This window comes from Acinetobacter genomosp. 33YU (assembly GCF_001990725.1).
In the GTDB taxonomy this organism is placed as follows: Bacteria; Pseudomonadota; Gammaproteobacteria; order Pseudomonadales; family Moraxellaceae; genus Acinetobacter; species Acinetobacter seifertii.
The window spans coordinates 1-12868 of record NZ_LFZQ01000005.1 but is presented as its reverse complement, the minus strand read 5'-3'; the positions used below and the strand labels follow the sequence as shown (position 1 = coordinate 12868).

The 12868-nt window shown below is 37.2% G+C and carries 6 protein-coding genes and 1 pseudogene; 4 read left to right on the top strand and 3 right to left on the bottom strand.

Annotation, left to right across the window (positions count from 1 at the left end; genetic code table 11):
• Positions 1-717, top strand: a complete 717-nt coding sequence (locus tag AC056_RS04710; protein WP_004886519.1) for a response regulator — start codon at positions 1-3, stop codon at positions 715-717.
• Between the two features lie 78 nt (positions 718-795).
• Here AC056_RS04710 and AC056_RS04705 read toward each other — a convergent pair whose 3' ends face one another.
• Positions 796-2220 (bottom strand): glutamine synthetase family protein, encoded by a 1425-nt coding sequence (locus AC056_RS04705; RefSeq protein ID WP_077162876.1) that lies wholly within the window; start codon positions 2218-2220, stop codon positions 796-798.
• Positions 2221-2628: 408 nt separating this feature from the next.
• Here AC056_RS04705 and AC056_RS04700 point away from each other — a divergent pair, with 408 nt between their 5' ends.
• Complete coding sequence (locus AC056_RS04700; RefSeq protein WP_077162875.1) at positions 2629-3177, top strand: DUF2799 domain-containing protein; 549 nt, start codon at positions 2629-2631, stop codon at positions 3175-3177.
• Positions 3178-3223: 46 nt separating this feature from the next.
• Here AC056_RS04700 and coq7 read toward each other — a convergent pair whose 3' ends face one another.
• A complete protein-coding gene (gene coq7, locus AC056_RS04695; RefSeq protein ID WP_077162874.1) occupies positions 3224-3859 on the bottom strand; it encodes a 2-polyprenyl-3-methyl-6-methoxy-1,4-benzoquinone monooxygenase in 636 nt (211 codons plus the stop codon).
• A 3-nt stretch (positions 3860-3862) separates the two neighbouring features.
• Positions 3863-5185, bottom strand: coding sequence for an MFS transporter (locus tag AC056_RS04690; protein WP_077162873.1), 1323 nt, complete (start codon positions 5183-5185; stop codon positions 3863-3865).
• Positions 5186-5620: 435 nt separating this feature from the next.
• Between AC056_RS04690 and AC056_RS04685 the strand changes: the two are divergent.
• Together AC056_RS04685 and AC056_RS04680 are read left to right on the top strand one after the other, a co-directional pair.
• Positions 5621-8074: pseudogene (locus AC056_RS04685) on the top strand (autotransporter assembly complex protein TamA); the annotation flags it as partial.
• 26 nt (positions 8075-8100) lie between these two features.
• On the top strand, positions 8101-12606 hold the full coding sequence (locus AC056_RS04680) for a translocation/assembly module TamB domain-containing protein (RefSeq protein ID WP_077162872.1): 4506 nt from the start codon (positions 8101-8103) through the stop codon (positions 12604-12606).
• Positions 12607-12868: the final 262 nt, after the last annotated feature.

Genomic DNA, 12868 nt, shown 5'->3' with positions numbered 1-12868 from the left:
ATGATAAGTTCCGAAACCTCACCTGTAGAAACACGCATTGTGATTATTGATGATGAGCCTCAAATTCGTAAATTTTTAGACATTGCTTTAAGAACTCAAAAATATAAAACCACGCTCTGTGAAACGGGTTATAAAGGTCTAGAAGCTTTAGCAACACAAGGGGCTGATTTGGTTATTCTAGATTTGGGCTTACCCGATTTAGATGGGAAAGAAGTGCTTCAAGAGTTACGTAGCTGGTCAAATGTGCCGGTTATTGTGTTATCTGTACGCGCTGATGAATACGAAAAAGTTGCTTTGCTCGATGCTGGTGCAAATGATTACATGACCAAGCCTTTTAGTGTGCAAGAGCTTTTGGCGCGCATTCGTGTCATATTAAGAAATCAACCAATCCAGCAAGAAGCGCATATTTATGACGATGGTTATCTCAAAGTCGATGTCACACAACGTTTGGTTTGGGTCGAGCAGCAACCAATTACTTTAACTCGAAAAGAATTTCAACTTTTAACGCTATTAATGCGCTATCAAGGTCAGCTTTTAACACAGCCACAACTCTTAAAAGAACTATGGGGCCCAACCCATCAGGAAGATACGCATTATTTACGTATTTTAGTAGGCAAGTTGCGCAGTAAACTAGGAGATAACGCGATTCAGCCACGCTATATTGCTACTGAACCTGGTGTGGGATTACGCTTTTTAGCTAAACAGAAAAATCATTAATTTAGATATAAAAAAACCTTAGGGTATTTCTCCCTAAGGGTTTGCAAAGTGGTTTATAGTTTTTTTTGCTTTTTTTATTTAAATATCCCAATGTTGTTCTGCTTCAGTCATTTGGCTGTAAATATTTTGATATTCAGCCTGCTTAACCGTGTACCAATGTTCGACAAAGTCAGCTCCTAAATATCCTTTTAAAATAAGACTTCCTTTAAATATTTTTAAGGCTTCTGGTTGATTGTTAGCTAATAAAATGTGCTCATCTTGAAACTTCAAAAGATGTGCAGGTTTTGGCAGCGGTAACTTATGAGATAAGCCATAAGATACACCTGTTAAAATAGTCGCTGTAACGAGATAGGGGTTACAGTCAGCTCCGGCAACACGATATTCTAAACGTTGATTTTGCACATCTGAGCATGGAATTCGGATTGCGACATTACGGTTATTGGTATCCCAATTGGCTTCTAATGGCACATGATGACCAATTTTAAAACGTCTATAAGAATTAATATTAGGTGCTAAAATCGCCATAGATGCAGGCATTAACTCAATGAGTCCGCTAATCGCACTGAGTAATTTGGCTGCCAGCTCATCTTTTTCTTCTTCTGAGCTAAATATATTTTCATGGTATTGATTGAGCATGCTCATATGAAAATGCATGCCACTACCAGCTTTTGCCAAGTTCGGTTTCGCCATGAAACAAGCGGTTAAGTCATGCTTTCTTGCAACTTGCTTTACAATTCTTTTTAAGGCATTAATTTGATCGCATAGCTTTAAAATGTCATGGCTGTGTTGAAGATTTAGTTCATATTGTCCAGGTGATGACTCCGCAACAATCGCGGTAATTTCAATAGATTGCAGTAGGGCGGCTTTTTCAACTTCATCTAGGACTTGTTGATAGTTATTTGGTGCATCTATATCAAAGCATTGGTTTTCTATACATGTGTCAGCCTGATGCTGAGGTGAGAAAAGATAAAACTCTAGCTCGGCAGCCATGACAGGAAAATAATTATGATCGTGTAACTGATTTAATATTTTTTTTAATATATTGCGTGGTTCATAACGGCAGTCTGTACCATCTTCTTCTTGCATGGATAGGTAAAGCTGAGCATTTAATTCAGGAGATAAAGCACTAGGTTGTAAACTGCCTAAAATGGGTAGACAAAGTCTATCTGGTTCACCAATATATTTTCCTAAGCCTGTCTCTTCAATCACTTTACCATCAAGACTCATGGCATAAACAGAAAGTGGAAAATAACATCCATTCGATAGATTTTTTAGACTCTTAACATCAATCCGTTTACCACGAATATGCCCGTTTAAATCGTGTAGACAAATATCAATGTGTTGAGTCTGAGGATATAAACTTAAATATTCATCAACTTCTTTTAAAAAAAGTTCTGAGTTAAAGGTATCGATTTTCGTTTGTGGAATAAGATCATCTGATATTTTAAATGCCTTAAAGTGAGAATCTTTTAAGTTTAAATTGGGGTAAATAAGCGTACTCATTATAAAAAACCTTGGTGGTTATTTAACTCAAATCCTACCTGAGCCTTTTAAGGAAATCGCGTAAAAAAAGAGTAAAGATGGTTGAAGAATATTTTATGAAAAATTTAATTTTTTATATTTATAATCAATGTATTGGAGTTTGTTTTGATAATGGATTTTTAAAGTAAAATTAGCGTATATGAATAGTCGGAGAGATATAAAACTTCTATGGGTTTCACTTTTTAAAGTTAAATGTAGTTAGAAATTGAACTCTATCATTTGGTCAGATGGTGAAACTGATTTAAACTTAAAATGCTTATCCAGTTAAACATTTATGTATAAGTCTCGAATAAAGTAGGACTTATATAGGTATGTAATGGAATTTTATTTTTTGCGTTTTTTTAAATTTTATTTTTGAGTTCTCTTAATATGAAAAATATCGGTTTAGCCATTTTAGCAATCAGCCTTTCAGGTTGTGCTGCAATGAGCGTAGAAGAATGTAAGACTGCAAATTGGTCATTAGTGGGTGAGAAAGATGGAGCAAAAGGTTCTTCACCGCGCTTAGATCAATATTACAAAGCATGTGGAAAAGCTAATATTGTTCCAGATCAAAAGTCATATGAACGTGGCTACAAAGAAGGTCTAGGGTATTATTGCCAGCCATCAAACATTTTTTATAACGCTTTAGAGGGGAACGGTAATATTAATGTATGCCCAATCGAGCAGCGTAATCGTTTAAGACCTTATTATCGAGCTGCCTCAGATTACTACAATGCAAAAAATGAATACGACCGTTATGATGAAAAGTTTAAGCAGTATTCTGACAGTGCTTATAACGAAAAATTAAAGCCAGAAGAACGTGAACGTTATCGTAAGCTTTTAAGAGAACTACAAATTGATCGTGACCGTATTAATCGTAACTATTGGAACTCAATTCGAGACATTGAACGTTTCAAATATGATCACGGATTAAAATAATATTTGAGAAAAGGATTGATCTGGTCAAGATCAATCCTTTATTTTTTTAAAGGTAATAACTGGTTTTTGTCATTAACTTTGAAATAGCGGTCATACTGATTTTTACCGCATAAGGTAATTCAACACCACCTGCTTCGAGCGCTGTATGACGATGATGTAATTCATCTTCATTCATTTGCTCTAAAATTTTACGAGAGCGTTCATCTTGAGCAGGTAATTGGTTTAAATGGTCTTGCAAATGCATGCTTACCTGACGCTCAGTTTCAGCAACAAAGCCTAAGCTATATTTATCACCAGCAATACCTGCAAGAGCACCCATACCATATGACAACCCGTACCAGATAGGGTTTAATAAACTTGTATGGCTATTCAACTCTTTTAAACGCTCTTCGCACCAAGCTAAATGATCTTGTTCTTCAATCGCTGCCTGTTGCATTTCGCGGCGCACATTTGGCAATTTCGCCGTTAATGCTTGTCCATGATAAAGCGCTTGAGCACATACTTCACCACTATGGTTAACACGCATTAAGCCCGCAACATGGCGAGCATCTTCTACTCCAAGTTTTGTTTCAGCTGTTTCAGCCGGATTTTGGCGCTGTGCTGCTGTTGCACCTGGGACAAGACTACGTAATGCCTGATCAAAGGAGTTAATAAGTTGATCAATTCCTGTGTAGTGGCGCATAAATTAGTCCTCCAAAGAAAGATGTGCTGTGGCAAGGATTGGTTTTAGTCGGGCGAGAAGCCAGATACTAAAGATTGCACTAAGTACAGCTGTAATAATAAATAGTATTTTAATATCAATTTTTAAAACACTTAAGATCAAGATTGAGAAAATTGCAGAAGAAACCATGAATACAGCATTTAAAATATTATTCGCTGCAACAACACGGGCACGATGTGAGCGTGGCGAGTAAGCCTGCATCATGGCATATAAAGGAACAATATAAAAACCACCACTAATACCCAATAAAGTAACAGCAATCATGACGTGGTAGTAAACCCAACCTTGAGTGAAAATATCTTTTAAGGTCAGTAATGCTCCAGTTCTTTCAGGTACAAAAGCTAGACTGGCTGCAAGGTAAAGTGCAAAAACAGTAAGGCCAATTGCACCGATTGGCACCATTTTAATATTAATTTCCGAACCACCAATTTTACGGCAAAGTAATGAACCAACACCAATTCCAACCGAGAAGAAGGTAAGTAACAGGCTAACTACATTTTCTGATGCATGAAGATTTTGCTGAGTCAGCTGCGGAATTTGCGTTAAATAAGTTGCTCCATAAAACCAGTACCACGAGTTACCTAATAAAATGGTGAACACTAACGGTAAACTTTTGGCATATGTAATGGTTTGGAAGCTTGTCCGAATAAAGTTCCAGTCTATATCTAAATCTGGCGCAGCAACTTTTTGAGGTAGAATGAAGCGACTAAACACATAGCCTATACAAGCAATAGCGACTACAGTCACACTAATCCACAGTAAATTGCCTTCTGATGATGCGATTACGGCACCACCTAAAATCATGCCGAACAAGATCGCCATCGATGTACCGGATTGAAATAAGGCATTACCCGACATGAGTTCGTTTGGTTTTAAAATTTCAGGCAAAATGGCATATTTAATTGGGCCAAAGAAAGTTGAATGTGTACCCATTAAAAATAAGGCTAAGAGCAGCAACCATAAATGCCCCAATAAAAAACCAGCAGAACCAATGAGCATAATAATAATTTCTAAGATTTTTATGCCGCGTACAAGTTGTGATCGTTCGTATTTGTCTGCAATTTGTCCAGCAGTTGCTGAAAAAAAGAAATATGGCAATATAAACAATAATGCTGCTAAATTATTGAGTGTACTTACTGGGGCAGATTGTTGTTGAATCCAACCATACGTAATGACTAACAATAAAGCTTGCTTAAAAACATTGTCATTTAATGCGCCAAAAAACTGTGTAAAAAACATCGGTACAAACCGACGTGATGTCATCAGGGATTCATCTTGTTTCATCATGTGCAAGCTTCATTGAGTTTTATTAAAAAATGTGACCGAGTGTTAATTTGCATCGAAAACCATGTATGATATTTTTAACGCTTGATTAAATGAAAAATCAATGGTTTCGAGTGAGTTTTATCCTCATATTGGTGCGTTTATTAAAAAATAAGTTTAGAGTTTTCCATGCCTTCTAAAATTAAGTTTAAACAGTCAACTCTTTCTCACTCTATGCATTTAATCTTAAAAATGCAGAGTATACCTAAACTTATTTGTAGCAGCTTATTGTTAAGTTTATGTGTTACTCCTTGTTATGCCGAAAGTTCGGCAGAAACAGTAACACCAGCAGCCCAACAGACGGTAGCTGATTTATCACTACAACAAACGAGTACAAATAACCAAAATGATGTTCCAATTACGGATGTTGCGACGCTTGTAACTCAAGCACAGCAGCAACAAGATAGCTTGGCTATATTGCAACAACAAGAACAATTTCCAAATCAGATTGAAGAGTTTAAGCCAATTACGCTGGATAACCTTGATGATTTACCTGTTATGCCTGTTGATCAGAGTATGGCAAATGAAATTTATCGGGTTGCAGAAGAGGCAAAAACTGAAGCGCAAAACTTCCAAAATGGAACTCAAAAACATCCAGAAATGGTGGTCAATGATGCATCTCAAGCAGAATTACATGAAATTACTCAAGCACCTGTAAATATTGACCAACTCATGAGTGAGATTCAATCGGATAGTAAGATTGTAGTCGAAGCAAATGAAACGGGAAAAACTTTACCAGAACTTACAGCCGCTACAGAAGAACCACCTGAAGAGAAAGGTTTCTTTAAACGTATTATCAATAAAATTCGTCCGCCGCGTGTGACTCCGATGGAACAAATTCCACGTATCACTGCGGAGGTTAGTGGTGCACCGGATGATCTTGCTAAAAATATCAAAGGTAAGTTATCTACATTTACCCAAGAATCATTTGAAGATTTTAATTCTGCGTTACCACAGCTTAGAAGTTTAAGTAGCCAAGCCGCACAAGCTGTAGGTTATTACAATGCCGAATTTCGTTTTGAAAAATTAAGTGCAAGTCGAGTACGCGTAAAAGTCACACCAAATGAACCTGTTCGAATTAATGAACAAAATATTGAATTTAGTGGAGCAGGTGCAAAACAACCACAGTTCCAAGTTATTCGTTTAGTTCCAGACCAAGATGTAGGTGATATTTTTAACCATGGTCTGTATGAAACAACTAAAAGCCGAATTGTAGATGCTGCATCAAATAATGGATACTTTGATGCATTCTGGCGGTTACACGATGTAAAAGTCAGCCAACCTGAAAACAAAGCAGATATTAATCTCAAATATGAAACGGGTGAGCGATACAAGCTTGGTAAGGTTGAGTTTCGTATGAGCGATCCTTCAAAACCATTACCTATCAAATTAAATATTTTGGAAAGTATGGCGCCTTGGAAAGAGGGCGATGACTATACATTTTGGCGTGTAAATGCTTTAGCTAATAACCTGACTAACTCGCGGTATTTTAACTATACTTTGGTCGATTCAATTAAACCTGATCCAATTGAAAAGCCGCTTGAGTTACCTCCAGATTTACAAGCACTGGTCGATCAGCAAAATGTCACGATTGATGAATCAAAACTGCTTTCTCCAGAGCAACAACAACTTGCTAAAGCACGTCAATTAGCCTCACCTACTAAAGAGGTTAGTCAAAATGTTGTAGACGAAAAACAATTTGCTGGGACTGAAAATGCACAATTAGCTGCAGCTCCAGCTGCTTTAAAAACTGCAGCAGATCATGAAGAGCAAGAATCGGAACAAGACCGTTTACAAGCTAAAGCACGTGAAGAAAAAAGAATTCCGGTAATTGTGACTCTAAATGCAGACAGATTAAATAGTCTGGAAACTGGTGTGGGTTATGGTACCGATACGGGAGCTCGCTTACGTAGTCAATATCGTCGCTCAATTGTGAACGAATATGGTCATTCATTTGACGCGAACTTTGAGCTTTCTCAAATTCGTCAGTCCATAGATGGCCGTTATAGTATTCCTTATAAACACCCATTAAATGACTACTTTAACATTGTGGGTGGTTATGAACGTGAGACTAGAGATAATATTGGGCCTGATGTCAGTTTATTAACCGAATCTGCCGTGTTTGGTGGAGAGCGCGTTATTAAAAAACCGTTAGGTGATTGGCAACATACCATTGGAGTTCGTTATCGTCTGGATCGTTTAACTCAAAAAGGAAATGTCGATATTTCTGAGTTACCCGATGCTTTTAAAACTGCCGCTTCAGAGCAAGAAGCGTTATTGTTTGGTTATGAAACTTCCAAAACTTCAAGTAATACACGTTTAAACCCAACTAAAGCATTTAAACAAAGTTATAAGTTAGAACTAGGAAGTAGCAGTTTACTTTCCGATGCCAATATGGCAATTGCAACAGCTGGTTGGAGATTTATTTATTCTTTAGGTGAGAATGATGACCATCAGTTTGTGGGCCGATCAGATCTTAGTTATATTTTTACCGATGAGTTTGATAGAGTTCCCTACAATTTAAGATTCTTTACAGGTGGTGACCAAACAATTCGTGGGTTTGACTACAAAAGTCTTTCTCCGGAAGTAGATGGATATAAAATTGGTGGACAAGCTCTAGCGGTAGGCTCTCTGGAATACAACTATCAATTCAAAGAAGGTTGGCGAGCAGCAATTTTTTCTGATTTTGGTAATGCTTACGATAAGAATTTTAGTAACCCGACAGCTTATAGCGTTGGTGTTGGTATTCGTTGGAAGTCACCTATTGGCCCAATTCGTTTGGATGTAGCTTCGGGTATTTCTGATGAAAATCATCCAATTCGTTTGCATTTCTTTATTGGTCCACAACTTTAAAAATAAAATTTTATTAGGTTTATTTTATGGCGGAAGTAGAACAGCAGCCCACTTCGGCACCAAGCTCTCCTAAGAAGCGACGTATTTTGCGTAGCTTCTTGCTGACAATATTAATCATACTTTTATTACTTGTTGCTTCCATCATTATTATGATGTCGACTGACCGTGGAAGCCGTTTTTTATTAGACCGTGTTTTACAAGCTCAACAAGTCATTAAATATGAGTATGAAGGGGGTAATTTACTTAGGGGAATTATCCTTAAAAATATTATTGTTCAGTTGGCAGAAGTCGATGTTACTTTAGATAGAGCTGATGTTCGCTTAGGATGGCGTTCTTTACTATTAGAAAAAGAAGTCCATTTAAGCAACGCAGATGTACGCAACTTAATCATTATTAATAAAGCGCCGCCGTCAGATAAACCATTTGGATTTAAACCTATAAAACTGCCATTTGTTTTACGTATAGATAAGGCAGATGTTGATCATTTAGAAATTAAAAATTCGGGTTCTGTTGTAAATTTTCATGATGTCCACTTAAATGATGCGCTGTGGTCAGAGACAAAGCTGAAGTTTGAAAACTCAAGCATGGATATGGGTTATCTTTCTGTACATAACGCAACAGGAAACATGGACTTTAGTGGGAAATATCCGCTTAATGCGACAGCAGATTTAAGAATTCCTTCTTTAAAAAGCTTAAATATTCAAAATATAAAAGTTGCAGCCCGAGGAAGTTTAGATACATTACAAGCTGGCGTAGCAACGACAACACCAGACCTCTTAACAGGCTGGGTTGTTTTACATCCAGTTCGTCATGAAGTTCCAATGCAAGGGGCTTTGTCACTTAAAAATTATCACTTGCCTTTACTAGTTGATCAAAAATTATTTGCTAAAAATGGTGTTATTAAATTTGAGGGTAATGTTCAAAAGCTTAACTTAGCACTTGATACAGATTTAAAAGGTGCGAACTTACCTGAAGGCCAATACAACGCCTTAATGAATACTGATTTAGTACATCAGTTGAATATTACTGACTTTAATGGCCAAGTCATGAAAGGTGCAATTAACCTTAAAGGGTTAGTGAGCTGGAAAGACCATGTTACTTGGGACATAAAAGGTCGTTTAGATCATGTTAATCCTAAAGATAAAGCGATTCCTCAAGTCGTTCAGGACTTCTTACCACCAAGTTTAGATGCAGCAGTTTCTTCCACTGGTTCTTTAGAAAAAGGCACTGAAGTATTAGCGAATGTAGACTTCGACCGTTATGAATCTTGGAAACTTAAATTAAACCAAGCACCTGAAAAGAATAAAAAACCTCAACCAATGTTTATGAATGTGGCTTGGTCAAAAATAGACCGTGCTATGCCATATATAGGTTGGTTAAGCAGTGATAGTGGACAAGTTGATCTGACTTTGCGAGATGGTCAGCAAGATATTAAAGTCGCAACCAAAGTATATCAGCATGAACAGACTCTATTACCAGCAGGACAATATCTCGCAACGTTGAATGTTAAAGATAATATTCTCAATGTTCCTAGTTTTAGTTTTGCTGCTCAAAAAGGTAGCCTTACAGGTCAAGCTAAAGTTTTATTGCCTACTGAAAAACGTCAGCTGGCTTGGAATGCCTTATTAAATGCAAAAGACTTTAATCCGCAGAGTATTCATACAGCAGCACCTGTTAACCTACTCAATGGATCAATCAAAGCAAGTGGTTTTGCAAAGCCAAATCAACAAATTATTCAACTTGAAAAAATCGATTTAAAAGGTCAATTGGCTCAAGCAAGCCAAGAAACGGTTGCGCTAGCAGGGAAAAGTACAGCTGCTTTATTATTTAATGATGTTAAAGCAGGTGGTGGGTTTAAAGGTTTTGCAGTTAATTATGATGGATCTTTGAAAGCACTTAATCAGGCGAATGGATTATTAAAGTTTTCTATTGCGGGTACTCCAGAGTTTATTCGAATTAACCAGTTACAACATGATGGTGTTGCTGGAAAAATCTATGCGACTGGCTCAGTAAACTTGAAAGATCGTATTGCTTGGGATATCAATAGCTCGCTTGTACGTTTTAAACCTCAATATTTTGCTTCAAGTGTAAAAGGCGAAATTTCAGGAAATGTAAAAACGCAAGGCGTTTGGTCTGATAAGTTAAAGCGTATTGATATTCAACAGTTGAATCTTGCAGGATTTTTGAATAACAAACCTGTGAGAGGTAAAGGTAATTTATCTATACTTATGGATTCGAACCAAAAGGGATTCTTACCTCAACAATTTGAAGCGAATAATCTATTTTTGGTTTATGCACAAAACCAGTTACAAGCAACAGGTAATGCGCAAAATTTAAAAATTAAGCTCAATGCTCCTGCACTTTATGAGTTGTATCCTGGCTTGAGTGGACGTGCCTATGGGGATTTGAGTGTCCAATCTCAACCTCGCCTAAAAGCTACCGCGAATATTGCAGTTGATAACTTTGCGTATACTAATTTAGTGAGCATTAAAAAACTGCGTATACAGGGTGAACTACCAACATCTGAAACAACACCAACCCAGCTCACAGCTAAGTTAGATAATTTACGTAGTGGTAGCCGTCTAATTCAGTCTGCTGAAGTTAATTTAACAGGAACACGGAAAGCGCATTTATTAAAAGTGCAGGCAAACAATAATGTTTCTAAATTCTATGTTCAGTTGGCAGGTGGTTTTAACCAAAATAATGATTGGTTAGGCCAAATTCAAAAAGGAAGTTTTGATTCGCGAAGAATTCGTTTAGCACAAAATCAAAATGCACCTATTATTTTCTCATCAGCACGTTCTGAATTGTTTGTTGGGCAACATTGTTGGCAGAGTAAAAATAGTCAGTTATGTCTTGATCAACCTGTACGTGTAAGTAAAGCACAGGGTAATATTTCATTTGTTACTCAAAATCTGGATTTAGGTGATTTTGCTGCTTTCATGCCAGAAGGGTTGGCAATGACAGGTCAACTCAATGGTTATGCGAAAGCTTCTTGGGTAAATGGTGGACATCCTAAACTTGATGCACGTTTAGTGACTCGAAAAGGTGAATTAGGCTTAGCTGCGGAAGATCCTCAGGATCCGCCAACCACATTGACTTATGATGAACTCAGTGTAATTGCGAAAAGCATTTCAGATGGTCTATTGTTACGCGTTGACGTGAAAACACCTGATATTGGTACTGGCTATGCAAATGTCATTATTAATCCATACCAACCCTCTATGCCAATGCGTGGTGAGGTGGCCTTTAATGATGTGCAATTAAAAGTTTTGAAACCATTTATTCAAGATGTACGCTCAATGAGTGGTACGTTAGCTTTAGCTGGTAAAGTAAATGGTACTTTAACCCAACCGCAGTTTACGGGTGAAATGCGATTGAAAAACGGGGCGATCAGTATGATTTCCCTGCCAGTGAACTTAACCAACGTACAAGTGTATTCATCTATTCGTCAGGATATGGCAACAATTGATGGTGCATTTAACAGTGGACAAGGGGTAGGTTTACTTAAAGGCAGTTTCGACTGGAAAGATTCACCGCGTCTACAGTTGAACTTAAAAGGTGATAACTTACTGGTACGCCAAGCACCATTAATTACAGCAATTGCAAATCCGAATTTGACACTTGATATGTATCCTTTCGATAAACGTTTAAGTTTGAAAGGGTCTGTAGATGTTCCTCGTGCACGTATTTCAATGCCTGAAACAACGGCACCTGTCATTAATACATCTTCAGATGTGCGTATCGTCCGTCAGGGCCAAGACCCACTTGCAATTTTACGTGCAGCTAAACCTTGGGATATTCGTGCTGATATTTCGGTGAATATTGGTAACCAAGTAATCTTCCAAGGCTTTAACAGTAATATTCCTTTAGTTGGTCGTTTGAACTTGACTCAACGTGGTTATGAAACTGCAATGCGCGCGATGGGTGCTATTGGTGTAAGTCAAAAAGTGAAAATTGAAGCATATGGTCAAAGCTTAGATTTAAATCGTGCAATTGCTCGTTTCAATGGGCCACTGTCAAACCCGACTTTAGATATTGATGCGAATAAAAATGTTCAGGGCAGTATGGTTGGTGTGCGTGTTACAGGTACTGCATCATCACCAAGTATTCAAGTTTATAATGATGCTGGTTTGTCTGAACAAGAAGCCTTGAATGCATTGGTAACGGGTCGTATTAATGAAGGTTCAAGCGGTTTAAGTAATTCGGAAGGTTTTAAATCTGATGTAAACAATACTATTGCCGCTGCTGGTATTAGTATGGGCTTAGGTGGTACTCGCGCTTTAACGAATCAAATTGGTCGTACTTTTGGCTTAAGTGGACTTGCATTAGATGCCCAAGGTACAGGGGATGATACTCAGGTAAGCTTAACTGGATATATCACACCTGACTTATTTATTCGTTATGGTGTTGGTGTATTTACGCCAGTCAATAAACTTACCTTACGTTATCAAATGAATCGCCGTTTATATTTAGAAGCAAGTCAGTCTTTAGAAAGAGCGATCGACTTATTCTACAACTGGCGTTTCTAAATGTATGAATTAAGAGCTCACTTTAAGTGGGCTCTTATTTTATTAAGGTTATACCATTTTAAAAAAATTAATAATTCTCATATAGATCATTAATTTACTTTGAAGTAATCACATATTAAACACGGTTCTGGTTAAAGAAACTTCACTTGAAAAATTGCTGTTTTATAAATTAATTTTCAAAATCATTAAATGAAATTAGATCGATAAAGCCTTATTGATAGTTACAAATAAGGTGAATTTTCGTAAGCGTCCGCTGAACACA

What these genes read in the sequence shown, in the direction of transcription:
- AC056_RS04700 (WP_077162875.1), top strand. Translation starts at nt 2,629, where the DNA reads ATGAAAAATATCGGTTTAGCCATTTTAGCAATCAGCCTTTCAGGTTGT.
- AC056_RS04690 (WP_077162873.1), bottom strand. Translation starts at nt 5,185, where the DNA reads ATGATGAAACAAGATGAATCCCTGATGACATCACGTCGGTTTGTACCG.
- AC056_RS04680 (WP_077162872.1), top strand. Translation starts at nt 8,101, where the DNA reads ATGGCGGAAGTAGAACAGCAGCCCACTTCGGCACCAAGCTCTCCTAAG.
- coq7 (WP_077162874.1), bottom strand. Translation starts at nt 3,859, where the DNA reads ATGCGCCACTACACAGGAATTGATCAACTTATTAACTCCTTTGATCAG.
- AC056_RS04705 (WP_077162876.1), bottom strand. Translation starts at nt 2,220, where the DNA reads ATGAGTACGCTTATTTACCCCAATTTAAACTTAAAAGATTCTCACTTT.
- AC056_RS04710 (WP_004886519.1), top strand. Translation starts at nt 1, where the DNA reads ATGATAAGTTCCGAAACCTCACCTGTAGAAACACGCATTGTGATTATT.